The sequence below is a fragment of the Gillisia xinjiangensis genome (assembly GCF_046298265.1).
Taxonomy (GTDB): domain Bacteria; phylum Bacteroidota; class Bacteroidia; order Flavobacteriales; family Flavobacteriaceae; genus Gillisia; species Gillisia xinjiangensis.
Window position 1 is genome coordinate 47,777 of the sequence record NZ_JBKAHK010000010.1, and the last position, 17,889, is coordinate 65,665.

The following is a 17,889-nucleotide window of genomic DNA, read 5'->3' on the forward strand; positions in this document are numbered from 1 at the left end:
ATGGCTGAAATCAACACAGTAGATCAATACATTAATGCACATTCCGCCTGGACTGTTCAACTGAAGCTGCTTAGACAATTACTAAACTCCTTTCCATTAACCGAAACGATCAAATGGGGAGGTCCTGTATACACCCTGGAGGGGAAAAATCTAATAGGAATGGGGGCATTTAAAAATCATTATGCATTATGGTTGTTTCAGGGAGCATTGCTGCAAAACAATACAGAATTGCTGGGAAATGCGCAGGAAGGCAAAACCAGTGCGCTTCGACAAATTAGATTTGATAAGGATTCTGATATTCAAATTGAAGTACTTTCCAAATATATCAGCGAAAGCATTGAACTCTCTAAAGAAGGGAAGATTATAAAACTAAATCTAAAAAGGAGCTCATCATTCCTTCACAACTAACAGATCAATTTGATATAGACAAGGATTTAAGAAATGCATTTTCTGGCCTAAGCCCCGGAAAGCAAAGAGAATATTCAGAATATATTATAGAGGCAAAGAGGGATGAAACCAAGCAAAAACGAATTGAAAAAATAATTCCAATGATTAAGGTTGGTATGGGTTTAAACGATAAATATAAAAATTGTTAAAAGGAAAAAGGGACGAAATTTATCGTCCCTTTTTCCTTTTATAATAAATCTTTTATCTAGAAATAGCAGTTTCCACCTCTTCTTCTCCTATCCTTATTTGCAGTATCGAATAATTTTACCGTTAAACTTACAATTATTTGATCAAGCCTGGCGTCTTCTATTACCGCTCTGTTCATTACCGGAACATCAAAATCAGCGCTGTTGGACTCAAAATCGATTGTGCCCTGACTTTCTTTTGATGACAAAGAACGGTCATAACGAACATCCAGACCGAAACTTCCAAATTGCACTTTCGCACCAATTTGGGCAGAGAAAGGGGTGTTTTGAACCACTACCTGAGGTGGATCATTTAACGGTTCTAATCTTTCAATTGTTGCATCCATTATATTTTTATATGCAGCACCAGCATAAATGTCAAGAGGACCAAAAATATTATACCCCACCAAGACGGGAACACTTAATTCCTCCACTTCATATAATGTTGGCCCCTGGGGAAAATCAAATCTTGATTCCAGTTTTGAATAAACGATCTCTGGCCTGATAAAGAACTTACCGAAATTTATTTGAGTCCAAATTCCTCCATGAAAACCAATTTCACCCTCTGCCGTGAAAGTTGCGCTTGTATATTCGGCCGGAATACCTGAATCAATCCCTGTAATTTCTCCTCCGTATGTCTTATTGATTCCTCCTTTTAAACCTATAGAAAATTCCTGAGCATGTAGTAGAGAAACATTAACAGCAATGTAGCATATAAGGAGGGGTAGCAATTTTTTATTCATAAATGGAATTTTTCAAATCGATGACTGGGGTAAATATATTATTTTAAAAAATAAATCAAGGGTGTTTCCTAAGCTTTTAACGCCTGTTAATCAAAAAAATTATATTGAATAGATTCAATTTGTATAATTAAAAAAAAGATTGCCTTAAATGTCTTGATTAATTGCCACTATTACGGAGTTTCCGAATTAGTATACCATTTCAGGTTTAATCTCAAAAAATGAGTCTAAACAAAATAGTACAAACAATTTACAATCACATTTAAAACAACCTTTTAAGTTGTAAAGATTCTATTATTAATGAACTATAATAGCATCTGGCTCACCATCAGGATCATTATTAACAAACCCGCCCGTACTGGCAGCACCTAATAATAAGACACCTGCAGCATGTGGAGAAGCCATTGAAGTACCACTTATTGTATTATAACCTCCATCTTTCCAGGTAGATTTTACAGATACACCCGGAGCTGCATAATCCACGGGAGGATTCCCATAATTTGAGAAACTAGCCCAATTATCACTTGAATTCATTGCCGAAATAGTGACAATATTAGTTCCGTTAACTCTTGCCGGTGAACTGTTATTAGCATCAGTACTTTCGTTTCCAGCCGCTAAAGCAAATTTAATTCCTTTATTAGAAGCTGCAAGAACCGCATCATCCAAAGCCTGAGAAACAGGGCCTCCTAAACTCAAATTCGCTACATCTCCGCTATTTCCATTTGCACCTACATGATCTACACCTGCAATTACACCAGAATATGAACCGCTTCCGCGACTATCCAAAACCTTTACAGGGATTACAGTAGCACCAGGCGCAACACCTATTACTCCAAAATCATTATTGATTGCGGCTATAGTACCTGCAACGTGAGTTCCATGTCCATTACCATCGTCTGCAGATTTTGCGTCCCGACCGGAAGTGAAAGCATTAAAACCTCTGGAAGCATCTACGTTAAGATCTGCGTGATCCAGGTCTATTCCAGTATCAACAACCCAGGCAACAGATGTACCTGTATAGTTAGCAACTCCGTTCACACGTGTAATACCATATGGAGTCTCCTGCGTGCCGGTTTCTCCGCCACCGCCGCCACCGCCATCACAAGGACCACCGTTTGGAGTTCCACAGGGAGGAGCGAACATTACTATCCTATCCTGTTCAATGTATTTTACTTCTTTTTTTCCTCTTAATTGCTCCACCTGAGCTTTTGATAGTTTTAAGGTGGCTCCATTTACCGTTCTACTGTAAACATTTACAATTTCAGCATTCGAAATTGAAGCGTCTGCAAGGATTCTTTTGGTTTGTTGTGCCATAGCTTCCTGAGCTTTTGCATAATTTTCAGGATATTTGGATCCTACATCTTCAATCTCGTTGTCGCGGTAAACTACAATATACTGGCCATCTATAGCCTGAGAATCAAAATTGGAATCAAGCTCTGTAAAGGCTGCTTCTTCCTGAGATTTTTTTTCATCCTGCGTACAGGAGAAAAGAAATGCAGAGGCCACTATTGCAGCAGCACCCATTTTTAAGTTTAATTTTAACATCATAAAATAAGTTTTAGTTAAATTGTTTATTGTTTCTCAAATCTAAACTTAAATATGACATAATAATAATCACCAGAACCTATTTATATAATCGTACTCTAAAATCTTGTAAGAAAATCCCTGCTATCCAAAATATACTGTACCTTACAAAAGATATGTTAAAGTTTAGTTTAAATCTAATTTTTCAACATTCAGTAAGAAAAAAACTATTCGTATTCAATTATTTTTTGGGGCAGAAAAGTTATTGTCCTCCTGTTTCCTCATTCAAAAAACGAAAATCGGTTTAAAAAGCAGGCTTTTTAAACCGATTTTTTGACTTTAACTATGCCTGCCGGAAGTAGAATAATTCGCTACAGCCTAAGCATTATATTTTTCCAAAAGCTTTTGAAACTTCTTATCGTAGAAAATATTTTTTAACTTGAAGTTGGGATTACGACTATTGGTGAATTATTTCACCGTCCCATTCGGCTATCCCACCCATCAAATTATAAGCATTCTCAATTCCTTGTTGATTCATAAGCGCACAAGCTTGGGCACTTCGGGCACCGGAGCGGCAATACACAAAATAGTTCTTGGATTTTTCCAGCTTCCCAAGCTCATCTATAAATTTCTGCCCTTTGTATATATCCAAATTGGTGGCTTCTGGAATATAGCCTTCAATAAATTCTTCTTCTGTTCTTACATCCAATATACAGGCATTTTCATCTTTTTTCAAAGATTCTTTCCATTGTTCCTGAGTTAGATTTTTCATAATGTGACTTTAAAATGTTCAATGATTTTTAATAATGGTAAATATAAGGCAATCCAACTTTGGAAGAAATCCAAAAAATAGTTAAAAATAGATCGGGTTAAGGAAAATTAATCACCTTGAAGCAAGCTCACAATATATCTATTGAGAAAAATCCCACTGAATCTAAAAAAAGCTTCCTTAAAACCAAACATTGATATTGTATTCCCTACTTATTATGAAAATCTAAAATTTAACAAAACTTTAAAGTCACATCAAATTAAACATAGTATATTTGTTTATACAAATGTTGTATGTACAAATGAATATTGAAAATCAAATAAAAACCTCCGGCCGGCTGCCTGCCTCAAAAAGGTTGCTTATTAGTTTGCTTTACACAGCCAACCAGATAAATGATCAGATTGGGGAAACCTTAAAACCATTCGACATCAGCATTCCGCAATTTAATGTATTGAGAATATTAAGAGGTCAAAAAGGAAAGCCTGCCAATCTTAGCACAATACAGGAACGAATGGTGAGCAAGATGAGTAATACGACCAGGCTGGTGGATAAATTAATCCTGAAAGAACTTGTAGAACGGGTGATTTGCGAGGAAAACAGGCGTAAGGTTGAAATAACTATTACACAACAGGGGATGAATCTTTTAACCAAAATAGATCCAGTGGTAGACAATGCCGAAAAGGCAATTACCAATAAGCTACAACCTGATGAGATGGAAAAAATGACTGAGTTTCTGCAACAATTAAGACACTAAAGTAAGGAAGATCAACTTCCGCATGCCGTTTAAGTAAAAAAGAGTTATTTAATATTTTATAAACCATTAAAAGAGAATTATCATGAAAAACAGAATTTTAAAAGGTGCTGCTGCATCCTTAGTAATTTTAACAACTTTAGCCTTTACCTCTCTTAACAAAGAGGTCAACATTAAAGAAAGTAAAGTGACCTGGAAAGGTGAAAAAGTAACGGGTTCACATACTGGGACCATTCAGCTAAAGGAAGGACATTTTATAGTGGAAGACGGTAACCCAGTTGGTGGGGAATTTGTAATGGATATGACCTCACTAATAAGTACGGACCTTTCAGGAGAAAATAAAGGCAAACTTGAAGGTCATTTAAAGTCGGATGATTTTTTCGGAGTAGAAAAATATCCAACGTCCAAACTTGTAATAACCAGTATCTCTAAAAAAGCAGATGGAGTCTATGGAGCTGTTGGAGATTTAACTATTAAGAACAAAACAAACAAAGTAACTTTTGATCTTAACTGGAAAGAAAATTCTGCTTCTACCTCATTAAGTATTGACAGATCAAAATACGATGTGCGTTATGGATCTGGAAGTTTTTTCGACAATTTAGGAGATAAAACAATCTATGACAATTTTGATCTTGCTGTAGATTTAAAATTTTAAAACCCAAAAAACTTTTGTTATTTAAAATATCATAAGTATATTTGGCTAGATGAAAAATAATACAGTACATACCTGGTGGTGGAACAACTTACGTCAACACAACGTGAAGTAACACTGCACTCGTATAAAATAATATACAAAGGCTTGTCTCACGACAAGCCTTTTTTCATTCCATAAATCAGAAAAATGTATCAATTAACCACCACTTTTAAAAAACTTCTTGCAGATACCATCACTCCGGTAAGTGTCTACCTCAAAATCAGGGACAAGTACCCTAATAGTCTGCTTTTGGAGAGCAGTGATTACCATGCAAGTGACAATAGTTTTTCATACATCTGTTGCAATCCAATCGCTTCGATTAAAATTGAAAATGAAATTATTACAGAGTCTTTTCCTGACGGAAGTATCCAAAAGACCAAAATTTCTTCTGAAATAAATATTCCCAACAAGATTCAGGAATTTTCAAAGCGATTTAAAACCGAAAATTCAGGTTTCAAATTTATAAACAATGGACTTTTTGGGTACATCGCGTATGATGGAGTGAAATATTTTGAAAATATTAAAATCGAAAAAAAGACAGGAGATCTTCAAATTCCGGATATTTATTATGCTGTATATCAAAACATCATTGCGGTAAATCATTTTAATAACGAAGCTTATATTTTTGATCACACATACGATTCCAAAAACAGACTCGCGGAAATAGAACAATTGCTGAAGGTGAAGAATTTTGCCACCTATAATTTCAAAAGACAACAAGAACCGGTTTCAAATTTAACGGATAAAGAATTCAAAGAAAATGTGAAACTGGGCAAAAACCATTGTCAGCGCGGAGATGTATTTCAACTCGTGTTGTCCCGAAGGTTTTCCCAGGCTTTTAAAGGGGATGAATTCAATGTGTACCGGGCATTGAGAAATGTAAACCCCTCCCCCTACCTATTCTATTTTGATTATGGAAATTTCAAGATCTTCGGAAGTTCTCCCGAAGCGCAATTGGTGGTAAAAGGCGATCAGGCAGAAATACATCCTATTGCAGGCACCTTTAAACGCACCGGAAATGATGAACAGGATGCTGAACTCGCAAAAGAACTTTCATCAGATAAAAAGGAAAATGCAGAACATGTCATGCTTGTGGACCTGGCCAGAAATGACCTTAGCCGCCATAGCAGCCATGTAAAAGTTGAAAAATACAAAGAGATCCAGTTTTTCTCTCATGTAATCCATCTCGTGAGCAAAGTAACGGGAACCAAGGATAAAAACACCGCTGCCATGCAGGTTGTAGCCGATACTTTTCCCGCCGGAACATTGAGCGGCGCGCCAAAACACAGCGCGATGAGCCTTATTGAAAAGTATGAAAATGTGAACCGAAGCGCGTATGGCGGGGCCATTGGATTTATGGATTTTGACGGAAATTTCAATCATGCCATCATCATCCGGTCTTTTGTGAGCAAAAACCATTATCTGCATTATCAGGCAGGGGCAGGAATTGTTTCAGAATCCAATGAAGATAACGAATTACAGGAAGTCTATAACAAATTAGGAGCTTTAACGAAAGCCCTGGAACTTGCAGAAGAAATATAATAAAGCCTTCTGCAGCGCCTCTAAATGAGGGAAATGATACGTGAAATTAAGTAGAAAGAAAAATGAATACTAAATCTAAAAAAATAGCATCTAAACCTCAGGTAAACCCGGTTAACGTGTTGGTGATAGATAATTACGATTCCTTTGTGTACAATCTTGTTCATTATCTTGAAGAATTCGATTGCGTGGTAACGGTGCGGAGAAATGATGAATTAGACCTGGAATTTGTTGAGCAATTTGACAAGATCCTGCTTTCTCCCGGTCCCGGGATTCCCGATGAAGCCGGACTTTTAAAAGCCATTGTAGAAAAATATGCGCCCACAAAAAGTATTTTAGGGGTTTGTCTTGGTCAACAGGCAATAGGTGAAGTTTTCGGCGGAAAACTCATCAACCTGGAATCGGTTTATCATGGAATCGCTACTTCCATAAAAACCACGGTAACCGACGAAGAATTATTCTACGGACTTGAAAGTGAATTTGAAGTAGGACGCTATCATTCCTGGGTAGTGGATCAAAACTTGCCCGATTGCCTTGAAGCCACTTCTTATGATGAAAAGGGACAGGTAATGTCCTTACGCCATCGGGAATATGATGTAAGAGGCGTTCAGTTTCACCCGGAATCGGTTTTAACACCAAATGGAAAAAAGATGATAGCGAATTGGATCAATACTCCTGCTCCAATGCCTTCACCACAAAAAGAAACTCAAAACCCTGAAGCAAAAACCAGAATCAAATAAAAAAACTGCCTCATTAAGGCGTTCACCAAAAGGAATCCGAAGAAAACTTATATGAAACAATTACTCAACAGGCTCATCAACCACGAAACCATCTCAAAAGAAGAGGCCCGGGAAGCTTTGGTCAATATTTCCAACGGAGAATATAACGAAAGTCAAATCGCTGCATTTTTAACGGTTTATATGATGCGAAGCATCACTATAGAAGAACTTGAAGGTTTCCGGGATGCCCTTTTAGACCTTTGTCTAGCGATAGATCTTAGTCCTTATAACCCGATAGATCTGTGCGGTACAGGAGGTGACGGAAAAGACACTTTTAATATTTCTACGGTTTCATCCTTTATAACTGCCGGGGCAGGAATTCATGTTGCAAAGCACGGAAATTATGGAGTTTCCTCGATTAGCGGAAGCTCAAATGTGATGGAACATTTAGGCATTAAATTCAGCAGTGACCGGGATTTTTTGGAAAAAAGTATCGACCAGGCAGGAATTTGTGTTTTGCACGCTCCCCTATTCCATCCTGCGATGAAAAATGTTGCTCCTATTAGAAAATCCCTGGCGGTCAAGACCTTTTTTAATATGCTTGGACCTATGGTAAATCCAGCTTTTCCTAAAAATCAGCTGGTGGGTGTTTTCAGTTTGGAGCTCGCAAGGATGTATGGATATCTTTATCAGAATACCGATAAGAATTTCACCATTTTACACGCATTGGACGGCTATGATGAAATTTCCTTAACGGGAGCAACAAAAACCATTTCGAATACTACGGAAGGGATTTTGGAGGCATCCGATTTTGGATTGGAACCACTTAAAGAATTTGAGATCGCAGGTGGAGATTCCATAGCAGCTTCCGCTGAAATATTTCTAAATATCTTAAATGGAAAAGGAACACAAGCCCAGCAAAATGTAGTTTGCGCAAATGCGGGAATGGCAATAGCAACGGCAAAAAACCTGTCTCCAAAAGAGGGATTTGAAAAGGCAAAAGAATCGCTGCTTTCGGGAAAAGCACTGAAGGCCTTAAAAAAACTACAGGATTTGAGTAAATAAGGAGTTTAAACAGATTTGAGAGTCGGAAAAACAACCAGCTTATATGAATATTTTAGATAAAATTATAGCCGATAAATATAAAGAGGTTGCCCTAAAAAAGCAATTGATCTCCTCTAGGTATCTATCCCAATATCCACTTTTTGACCGGGAAACAATTTCGTTGGCTACCGCTTTAAAAAACAGCAACACCGGTATTATTGCAGAACACAAACGACGATCTCCTTCCAAAGCTGTTATCAATCAGGATTTGAATGTTCAGGATGTTGCTACGGGATATGAAGATGCAGGTGTTTGTGGAATGTCGGTTCTTACTGATGGTAAATATTTCGGCGGATCGCTGGACGACCTTATTCTATCAAGGGCCGCTGTAAGAATGCCTTTGTTAAGAAAGGAATTTATCATCGACGAATATCAAATTCTGGAAGCAAAAGCTCACGGAGCAGATGTGATCTTATTGATAGCTGCGGTTTTGAGCAGAAAACAAATAAAGAATTTATCGCAATTTGCCAAGGGTTTAAATCTGGATGTATTACTGGAAGTCCATGATTTGGAGGAACTTGAGAAATCGCTGATGCCAAGTCTTGATATGCTGGGCGTAAACAACAGGAATTTGAAGACTTTCCAGGTGAGTACGGCTATAAGCAAGGAACTTTCAGAAAAGATACCAAATGAATTTGTAAAAGTTTCAGAAAGCGGAATTAGCAGTGTAGAGGCGATAAAAGATTTAAAAAATTATGGATTTCAGGGATTTTTGATCGGTGAAAATTTCATGAAAACAAATGATCCTGGAAAAAGTGCTTCGGCATTTATAAATGATTTAAATTCTTAATAAATCAGAATGAACGATACAAAATCCAGCGCGATAAAGAGACCTAAACTAAAAGTATGCGGGATGAAATTTCAGGAAAATATTCTGGAAATTGCTTCCTTAAAACCGGATTACATGGGTTTTATCTTCTATGGAAAATCTCCAAGGAATTTTGAAAATGAAATCCCGGAAATTTCTTCAGAAACAAAGAAAACGGGGGTTTTTGTAAATGCTTCTGCCAATTTTATTTTGGAAAAAGCAAGTCGGTATAATTTACATGCTATTCAGCTGCACGGAGAGGAAAATCCGCAGTTTTGCACTCAATTAAGAACGGAATTAAAGAAAATTCAAGAAACTTCAGAAGTGGAGATCATCAAGGTTTTTTCTGTAAATGATGAATTCGATTTTGAGGTCCTATTCCCATATGAAGATGAGGTTGATTACTTTTTGTTTGATACCAAAGGAAAAAACAAAGGCGGAAATGGCATAGCTTTTAACTGGGATATTTTAAAGGCATACCCTTCAGAAAAACCCTTTTTCCTATCCGGAGGAATAGGGATTGAAGAGCTGGTAAGCATTAAATCCCTGATTGCTGAATTTCGAAAAAAAGGAAAACAGGATTTGCTATATGCCATCGACGTAAACAGCAAGTTTGAAATTGAGCCGGGAGTTAAAAACATGGAAGTTTTAGCGAAATTTCAGAAAAACCTAAAATTTCTATCATCAGATCTTTTGGATTTTGGTGGTTAAAAAAACACCGGTTGATTTTAAACGCTAATGTTTTTAACAGCAAAGCACACAAAGAAAAAAAACACAAAAGGCACAAAGAAAAAACAATTTCTGAAACTGAATTTAAAAATAAGAAAGGGAACACTTATTAAAAGTACCTAAAGCGATTGCAAGGCTTTGAGATCTTTGCGAAAACTTAGCGCACTTTGTGATTAAAAGTAAAAAGTATATAAAACTATAAAATTAAAAACTGATTAAAATGACATATCAGGCAAACGAAAAAGGATATTACGGGGATTTTGGAGGAGCTTATATTCCCGAAATGCTCTATCCGAATGTTGAGGAATTACGTTCCCAATATCTGGATATTATGAAGGAGGAATCCTTTCAGAAAGAATTCAACTTTTTATTGAAAGAATATGTGGGGAGACCTACCCCGCTTTATTTTGCGGAGCGATTCAGCAATAAATACAAGACCAAAGTATATTTAAAACGCGAGGATCTTTGTCACACCGGCGCTCATAAAATCAATAATACGGTAGGGCAGATTTTAATGGCAAAACGCCTTGGCAAAACCCGGATCATTGCTGAAACCGGCGCAGGACAACATGGGGTAGCGACAGCGACAGTTTGTGCTTTGATGGGAATTGAATGTATTGTTTACATGGGAGAGGTGGATATTGAACGGCAAGCTCCCAATGTAGCCAGAATGAAAATGCTTGGAGCAACTGTGGTTCCCGCAAAATCGGGCAGCAAAACTTTAAAGGACGCCACGAATGAGGCGATTAGAGACTGGATCAATAATCCTGTAAATACGCATTACATCATAGGATCTGTGGTTGGACCTCATCCTTATCCGGATATGGTTGCCAGGTTTCAGGCGGTGATCTCGGCTGAGATAAAAGTCCAGTTGAAGGAAAAGGAGAACCGTGAAAATCCGGATTATATCGTTGCCTGCGTTGGTGGCGGGAGCAATGCTGCCGGAGCTTATTTTCATTACCTGGATAATCCTGAAGTAGGAATTATTGCGGTAGAAGCAGCAGGGAAAGGAATTTATACCGGCGAAAGCGCTGCAACCTCAGCATTGGGTAAAGAAGGGATAATTCATGGCAGCAAGACCTTATTGATGCAAACCGATGATGGACAAATCACCGAGCCTTATTCAATTTCGGCAGGATTGGATTATCCTGGAGTAGGGCCTATGCACGCCAATTTATTTAGAACCGGCCGCGGGGAATTTATTTCCATAACCGATGATGCCGCGATGCAGGCAGGAATTGAACTGGCCAAACTGGAAGGAATTATTCCCGCCATTGAAACCGCACACGCCCTGGCGATTTTTAAAGATCGGAAATTTAAAGAAGATGATATTGTGGTTGTCAATCTTTCAGGCCGGGGAGATAAAGACCTGAGCACCTATATCGATTATTTTAATTTATAAAAAATCTATTTTTAACAGACCTCACAGGTTTTTAAAACCTGTGAGGTCCAGTCAAACACTGTAAAATGAACCGAATAATTCAAAAATTAAAGGAAACCGACCAATCTGAAAATAAGCAGAAAAAACTGCTTTCCATCTATTTTACCGCCGGCTATCCAAAATTAGAGGATACCATAAAGATTATAAAAGATCTGGAAACAAGCGGGGTTGACTTTTTAGAAATTGGACTTCCCTTCAGCGATCCTTTGGCAGATGGCCCAACGATTCAGGAAAGTTCTACGCAAGCTTTAAAAAACGGAATGACTACCAATAAGCTTTTTGACCAATTAAAGGATATTCGGGAAACGGTTAAAATACCTTTGATCATTATGGGGTATTTCAATCCGATGCTTCAATTTGGGGTGGAGAAATTCTGCCAGAAATGTCAGAAAGCTGGGATAGATGGATTGATAATTCCAGATCTTCCCGTAGACGTTTATAATGAGGAATATAAAGCGATTTTTGAAAAATATAGACTTCTCAATATTTTCCTTATTACACCTCAAACTTCAGAAGAACGAATCCGGTTCATAGATTCTGTTTCCGGCGGATTCATTTATATGGTGAGCAGTGCCAGTGTAACAGGCTCCACAAAGGGATTTGGTGAAGACACCAAAGCATATTTTAAACGAATTGCAGCGATGAATTTAAAAAATCCACAAATTATAGGATTTGGGATAAATGATAAGGAAACTTTTAATCAGGCGACAGAATTTGCTGCCGGAGCCATAATAGGCAGCGCTTTTGTTAATTATATAACGGCATACGGAACCAATAAAACCGCATCCTTTATTAAAGAAATACGAGACTTTTAACCAAATTCTAACATCCCATTAATAGAGTTTTTCTCTATTATTCTGTATTTTTCCTGTGAATATTAAAATCAGCAACCATGGAAAAGAAATTTGAAAGAAAGGAAAAACAAAAAAATCCTACTAATCCTACCGGAGATAGAAATCAAAAAACCAACAAATTTGATATTGATGAAAAAACCATCAAAAAACAGCAAAATAAAAAATAAGAATGGGAAGAGGAGATAAGAAAACCAAACGAGGGAAAATAGCTATTGGAACCCATGGTAGACTTAGGCCAAAACGTAAAAAATTTAAAATTAAGCCTACCACCATGGCCCAGCAGGATCAAAAAGAATTAAAATAATTTAGAAATATCCCTTATATTGAAGCACCCTGAAATCAATGGTATTGAATTCAGGGTGCTTCTTTTTTAAACTTTTATAGGATTCCATGCTTCCTATCGCCCGGTTTGCAGATCCGGAAGGAGCGGTTAATGAAACGGTTGTTATAAACCTCTCATCCAGCAAAAACTGATGCTCCCGTGGAACTTCACTGGAGATCACTTTTAATTTAATGTCTTCCTGTATTTCCTTTAAATGTTTTCTGAAAAAATATTCCGGTCCGTTTTTACTATTCCCTCCTGTAAAAAGCAATGTTTCAATTTTTGGATAATTCCGAAGGATTTGAATCATATTCCGGAGTTCCGGATGCTGCATTCCAATATCGGAAGCATCTATCTTGGCACGTTTGCTGCTATCAAGCATATCACATATCCCAATTCCCCTTCTTCTTAAAAAATTTTCGCGCTGCTCAATGGCTTCCGCTGTATTTTCGTATTTCAGGTTTAGATCAAATAACTTATCCAGCACCAGCCAAAGCAAGCCATCCCTGCTTCCATAGCAAAAATCAACATCTCCTTCTTTCAACAAGCCGGTCGTAAATCTTGGTGGTGGAAGTGTTCCTACAATTAATTTTGTTGCATTTTCAGGAATAAAAGGACCATAAGGATGGATGTGGTAAAAAAGCTTTTTATTATCCTCTTTATTTGACTCCATGCTTTCAATTTGTCAGAATTACTTCATAGTAACAATAAGGTCTTCTGAAAAAACCATTTCTCCCTGAGGCAAAATAATTTTATCTATTTCCCCTTGAGCATTGGAGGTGATTGTGGTTTCCATCTTCATTGCTTCAATTATAAACAATGGTTCATTTTTATCGACTTTTTGTCCCTTTTTAACCAAAATAGAAGATAAGGAACCCTGAAGCGGAGCACCAATTTCCTTCGGATTTGTTTTATCTGCTTTTTGATGAACAAGCTTTTCCACCTTGATCGATTTATCCTGAATTTTCACTGCCCGGGTTTGCCCGTTCACCTTGAAATATGCATCAACCATTCCATCGCTGTTAGGTTCACTTACTGACATCAACTGGATCAATAAGGTTTTCCCCTTATCCATTTCAACGATAATCTCTTCTCCGGGATCCATTCCGTAAAAGAAATTTTTGGTAGGAATATTTACGACATTTCCGTACTCCTTATGATGGTTATAGGCATCTGTAAAGACCTTTGGATATAACTTATAGGAAAGAAAATCGGTCATATCCAGTTTTCTACCCATGGCTTCTTTAAAGGTTTTATCAAATTCAGCAAATTCAGCTTCAAAATCTATAGGTTCCATATGAGCATTTGGCCTGTTGGTATAGGGCTTTTCATCTTTTAGAATGATCTTCTGAATTTTTTCGGGGAAACCACCTACGGGTTGCCCCAGGTCTCCGCGAAAGAAACTTTTTACCGAAGCAGGAAAGGACATTTCTTCTCCCCGTTCCAGAACATCTGCTATGCTATAATTATTACTAACCAGATATTGAGCCATATCCCCTACCACTTTTGAGCTTGGTGTTACTTTTATAATATCTCCAAAAAGGTCATTTACCTGGGAATACATATCGGTAATTTCATTAAATCTGTCGGCTAAACCAAGGGATTCTGCTTGTGGTTTCAGGTTGGAATACTGTCCTCCCGGAATTTCATGTTTGTAAACATCGGCAGTACCGGCTTTAAGTCCGCTTTCAAAAGGATAGTAATAATTGCGGACAGATTCCCAGTAATGAGAATACTCATTCAGCTTATCCATATCAAATTCGGGACTTCTACTCTGAAATTTCATCATTTCCACGATGGAATTAAAATTAGGTTGTGATGTAAGTCCGGACAGACCTCCCAGGGCTACATCTACAACATCTACGCCTGCTTCAATAGCCTTTAAGTAGGTTGCAGCTTGGATGGAAGAGGTATCATGTGTATGCAGGTGAATTGGAATGTTGATCCTGGATTTCAGAGCATGGATCAGCTCCTCTGCCGCATAAGGTTTTAAAATTCCCGCCATATCTTTTATTCCCAGGATATGTGCCCCGGCATCCTCCATTTGCTTGGCGAGATTTACATAATATTCAATAGTGTATTTGGTTTGTTTGGTATCCAGAATATCTCCGGTATAACAAATGGAAGCCTCTGCAAGACCCGAAGTATTTTCCCGAACATATTTTATACAAGGTTCTATGGATTCCATCCAGTTAAGTGAATCGAAAATCCTGAAAACATCCACTCCGTTCTCCCAGGCTTCGGTCACAAAACGCTCTATTAGATTATCCGGATATGCGGTATAACCCACTCCGTTTGAACCTCGTAAAAGCATTTGTAAAAGCACGTTTGGCATAGCTTTTCTAAGCAATTGCAAACGTTCCCATGGATTTTCCTTTAAAAACCTAAGACAAACATCAAAGGTGGCACCACCCCAAACTTCCATACTGAACACGTTGGGATGATTTTTGGCAAAGCCTTCTGCCACTTTCATCATATCATAGGTTCGCATGCGTGTTGCCAGCAAACTTTGATGGGCATCCCGCATTGTGGTATCCGTAAATTTAATTTCATTTTGATGCCTTAACCATCTTGAAAATTTCTCAGGTCCCAATTCGGTGAGCCTATCCTTGGTGCCTTTTGGATAGTTCCCATATTCATCAAATTTAGGAACATGAGGAAGTATGAATTTTTTGGAGCGATCTATTTCCTTTACATCCGGATTTCCGTTTACAGTGATATCTCCAAGGAATTTAACCAGCTTGGTTGCACGGTTGCGACTTGGCTTTATTATAAATAAATCCGGGTTATCTTTTATGAAGTTTACGGTAACCTTTCCTTCCCTGAATTTCTCATGCTGAAGAATATTATCGAGAAATGCCATATTGGTCTTTACTCCACGTACCCTGAATTCGGCCAGGGTACGACGCATTTTTCTACAGGCACCGTCTAAAGTCCGGCTGCTTGCTGAAACTTTTACCAGCATAGAATCAAAGAATGGTGAAATGGTAACACCCTGATAAACACTCCCGGCATCCAGCCTTATTCCAAAACCGGAAGCACTTCTATAAGTGGTAATGGTTCCATAATCCGGTTTAAAATCATTTTCCGGATCTTCTGTTGTAATTCTGCACTGAAGGGCAAATCCATTTATCTTAAGACTTTCCTGCCCGTGGATTTTGATTTGGTCATCACTTAATTTATAACCGCCGGCTATGAATATCTGGGCTTTTACAAGATCGATCCCGGTAACAATTTCAGTTACTGTGTGTTCAACCTGTATCCTTGGATTTACTTCAATAAAATATATTTCCCCATCTTCTACAAGAAATTCCACCGTTCCAATATTGTTATATTTTACGGCCTTGCAGATGTCCAGCGCATATTTATATAACTTATCCTTAATTTCCTCACCCAAACCAAGGGAAGGAGCAAATTCTATAACCTTTTGATAGCGTCTTTGAACAGAACAATCCCTTTCAAAAAGATGAACCATATCACCATGGTTATCGGCCACTATCTGGATTTCTATATGTTTGGGATTTTCAACGAATTTTTCGATAAAAACCGTGTCATCTCCAAAAGCATTCCCGGCTTCCCTTTTTGATTCGGGAAAAGCCGATTTTAACTGTTTTTCATCTCTAATCACCCGCATTCCGCGTCCACCTCCACCGGAAGCAGCTTTTAACATCAATGGATAGCCAATGCGATTTGCCTCTTCAACGGCAATTTCGACAGAAGTCAGTTCTCTTTTATTGCTTTCAATTACCGGAACATTGCTCGCCACTGCAACTTCTTTGGCCTTAACTTTATCGCCCAGAGATTTTAAAACGCTTACTTTTGGTCCTATAAAGATGATTCCATTTTCCTCACATTGTTTGGCAAATTCAGCATTTTCTGAAAGGAAACCGTAGCCCGGGTGAATGGCATCCACTCCATTGTTTTTAGCAACCTGAATGATTGCTTTAATATTCAAATAAGGTTTGAGAGGATCGTTGTTCTCCCCAATTTGATAAGATTCATCGGCTTTATAGCGATGCAGGGAATACCTGTCTTCAAAGGTATAGATCCCTACGGTTTTTAATCCTATCTCCGTACAGGCGCGAAAAATTCTGATCGCTATTTCTCCCCTGTTTGCTACTAATACCTTTTTAATATCCATTTGATCTTATTATTTTTATTAAAGCCTTTTTTTTCGTTTTGAAAGTTATTAAATAAATGATGGTTGTAAAAGACTTTAAAATATGATTGTGGTTAATACTTAGTTAAAATAAAAAAAGCTGCCAATGGCAGCCCTCTAAGGTATGATTTTCTGTTTAATTATGCTATCTGATAAATACAAATTCATCAGGTTTTTTAGAATCCGGCTCACTATATCGATATTGTTCATAATTAAATCCTTTTAATTCTTCAACGGTATTAACATCTTCATCAATTATATAGCGAACCATTGCTCCACGCGCTTTTTTCGCAAAAAAACTAATGATCTTTAATTTCCCGTTTTTAAGATCCTTGAAGACAGGTGTAATTACCGGGACTTTTAATTTTTTTGTATCTACGGCTTTAAAATATTCGTTGCTGGCAAGATTTATAAACAGCTCATCTTCCTTCAGTTCATTATTAAGGGAATCGGTGATTTTTTTTTGCCAGACCTCATATAAATTATCTTTTCGCTCTATCCTTATTGAAGTTCCCATTTCCAACCTGTAAGGCTGTATGAGATCCAAAGGTTTTAAAATCCCATACATTCCAGATAAAATCCTGAGGGAATCCTGTAAACGATCCAATTTATCTACCGGGATGGTATACGCATTTAAACCAGAATATACATCGCCATCAAAAGCATATATGGCGGGACGGGAATTATCTTTGGTATGAGTTTCTTCAAACTCTTTATACCGTATGTAATTAAGATCGGCTAATTTGTCGCTAATGCTCATCAACTCCCCGATCTCTTCTTTGGTCATTCTGGAAAGCTTCCGGTTTATTTTGGCCGTGGTATTAAGAAACGCAGGTTGCGTTCCACGGGAAGTAGGAAGTTCACTTTTAAAATCAAGACTTTTGGCCGGGGATAAGACTATTTTCATATGCTTATAATATTGTTTTTGCGGACATATTTAACATCCATATAATAATTTTTCTATGTGCGAAATTTTATTCTAATGGATGTTTCATTGTTTGTATATTTTTCTGCTGAAAAGTTCAAGTATCCCACGAAAATAATAAGAAGCATCATGCTTTTAGATGCTTAACGGTATTTATTGCCAATAGCATTATTGAGGGT

The 17,889-nt window shown here is 37.6% G+C and carries 19 protein-coding genes; 13 read left to right on the forward strand and 6 right to left on the reverse strand.

What is annotated here, in order from left to right:
• Complete coding sequence (locus ACKGJN_RS15050) at positions 1-408, forward strand: DUF1801 domain-containing protein (RefSeq protein ID WP_409540375.1); 408 nt, start codon at positions 1-3, stop codon at positions 406-408.
• A 14-nt stretch (positions 409-422) separates the two neighbouring features.
• Positions 423-596 (forward strand): YdeI/OmpD-associated family protein, encoded by a 174-nt coding sequence (locus ACKGJN_RS15055; protein ID WP_409540482.1) that lies wholly within the window; start codon positions 423-425, stop codon positions 594-596.
• 56 nt (positions 597-652) lie between these two features.
• Here ACKGJN_RS15055 and ACKGJN_RS15060 read toward each other — a convergent pair whose 3' ends face one another.
• The 3 genes from ACKGJN_RS15060 to ACKGJN_RS15070 form a co-directional block, all read right to left on the reverse strand.
• On the reverse strand, positions 653-1,375 hold the full coding sequence (locus tag ACKGJN_RS15060) for a hypothetical protein (protein ID WP_409540376.1): 723 nt from the start codon (positions 1,373-1,375) through the stop codon (positions 653-655).
• A gap of 294 nt (positions 1,376-1,669) precedes the next feature.
• Positions 1,670-2,920, reverse strand: a complete 1,251-nt coding sequence (locus ACKGJN_RS15065) for a S8 family peptidase (RefSeq protein ID WP_409540377.1) — start codon at positions 2,918-2,920, stop codon at positions 1,670-1,672.
• Between the two features lie 433 nt (positions 2,921-3,353).
• A complete protein-coding gene (locus ACKGJN_RS15070) occupies positions 3,354-3,668 on the reverse strand; it encodes a rhodanese-like domain-containing protein (protein WP_409540378.1) in 315 nt (104 codons plus the stop codon).
• 271 nt (positions 3,669-3,939) lie between these two features.
• Between ACKGJN_RS15070 and ACKGJN_RS15075 the strand changes: the two genes are divergently transcribed.
• From ACKGJN_RS15075 to ACKGJN_RS15125, 11 genes are all read left to right on the forward strand, one after another.
• Complete coding sequence (locus ACKGJN_RS15075) at positions 3,940-4,419, forward strand: MarR family winged helix-turn-helix transcriptional regulator (protein WP_409540379.1); 480 nt, start codon at positions 3,940-3,942, stop codon at positions 4,417-4,419.
• Between the two features lie 82 nt (positions 4,420-4,501).
• On the forward strand, positions 4,502-5,071 hold the full coding sequence (locus ACKGJN_RS15080; RefSeq protein ID WP_409540380.1) for a YceI family protein: 570 nt from the start codon (positions 4,502-4,504) through the stop codon (positions 5,069-5,071).
• 186 nt (positions 5,072-5,257) lie between these two features.
• Positions 5,258-6,652, forward strand: coding sequence for an anthranilate synthase component I family protein (locus ACKGJN_RS15085; RefSeq protein ID WP_409540381.1), 1,395 nt, complete (start codon positions 5,258-5,260; stop codon positions 6,650-6,652).
• Between the two features lie 62 nt (positions 6,653-6,714).
• A complete protein-coding gene (locus tag ACKGJN_RS15090; protein ID WP_409540382.1) occupies positions 6,715-7,389 on the forward strand; it encodes an anthranilate synthase component II in 675 nt (224 codons plus the stop codon).
• Between the two features lie 51 nt (positions 7,390-7,440).
• The gene (gene trpD / locus ACKGJN_RS15095) at positions 7,441-8,433 is read left to right on the forward strand and encodes an anthranilate phosphoribosyltransferase (RefSeq protein ID WP_409540383.1); all 993 of its coding nucleotides are present in this window, start codon (positions 7,441-7,443) and stop codon (positions 8,431-8,433) included.
• Positions 8,434-8,476: 43 nt separating this feature from the next.
• Positions 8,477-9,262, forward strand: a complete 786-nt coding sequence (gene trpC / locus ACKGJN_RS15100) for an indole-3-glycerol phosphate synthase TrpC (RefSeq protein ID WP_409540384.1) — start codon at positions 8,477-8,479, stop codon at positions 9,260-9,262.
• A 9-nt stretch (positions 9,263-9,271) separates the two neighbouring features.
• Positions 9,272-9,991 carry a phosphoribosylanthranilate isomerase gene (locus ACKGJN_RS15105; protein ID WP_409540385.1) on the forward strand — a complete coding sequence of 240 codons (720 nt, stop codon included), beginning with the start codon at positions 9,272-9,274 and terminating at the stop codon, positions 9,989-9,991.
• A gap of 238 nt (positions 9,992-10,229) precedes the next feature.
• Positions 10,230-11,411, forward strand: coding sequence for a tryptophan synthase subunit beta (gene trpB / locus ACKGJN_RS15110; RefSeq protein WP_409540386.1), 1,182 nt, complete (start codon positions 10,230-10,232; stop codon positions 11,409-11,411).
• Between the two features lie 65 nt (positions 11,412-11,476).
• Positions 11,477-12,265, forward strand: a complete 789-nt coding sequence (gene trpA, locus ACKGJN_RS15115; protein ID WP_409540387.1) for a tryptophan synthase subunit alpha — start codon at positions 11,477-11,479, stop codon at positions 12,263-12,265.
• Positions 12,266-12,342: 77 nt separating this feature from the next.
• Entirely contained in the window at positions 12,343-12,471 is a 129-nt protein-coding gene (locus ACKGJN_RS15120) for a hypothetical protein (protein WP_409540388.1), read from the forward strand.
• Positions 12,472-12,473: 2 nt separating this feature from the next.
• Positions 12,474-12,608, forward strand: a complete 135-nt coding sequence (locus ACKGJN_RS15125; protein ID WP_409540389.1) for a 30S ribosomal protein THX — start codon at positions 12,474-12,476, stop codon at positions 12,606-12,608.
• A 1-nt stretch (position 12,609) separates the two neighbouring features.
• Here the strand turns inward: ACKGJN_RS15125 and ACKGJN_RS15130 are convergent, their stop codons facing one another.
• The 3 genes from ACKGJN_RS15130 to yaaA form a co-directional block, all read right to left on the reverse strand.
• On the reverse strand, positions 12,610-13,299 hold the full coding sequence (locus ACKGJN_RS15130; RefSeq protein WP_409540390.1) for a uracil-DNA glycosylase family protein: 690 nt from the start codon (positions 13,297-13,299) through the stop codon (positions 12,610-12,612).
• 18 nt (positions 13,300-13,317) lie between these two features.
• Positions 13,318-16,767, reverse strand: coding sequence for a pyruvate carboxylase (locus tag ACKGJN_RS15135; protein WP_409540391.1), 3,450 nt, complete (start codon positions 16,765-16,767; stop codon positions 13,318-13,320).
• 163 nt (positions 16,768-16,930) lie between these two features.
• On the reverse strand, positions 16,931-17,692 hold the full coding sequence (yaaA, locus tag ACKGJN_RS15140) for a peroxide stress protein YaaA (protein ID WP_409540392.1): 762 nt from the start codon (positions 17,690-17,692) through the stop codon (positions 16,931-16,933).
• Positions 17,693-17,889 lie beyond the last annotated feature (197 nt).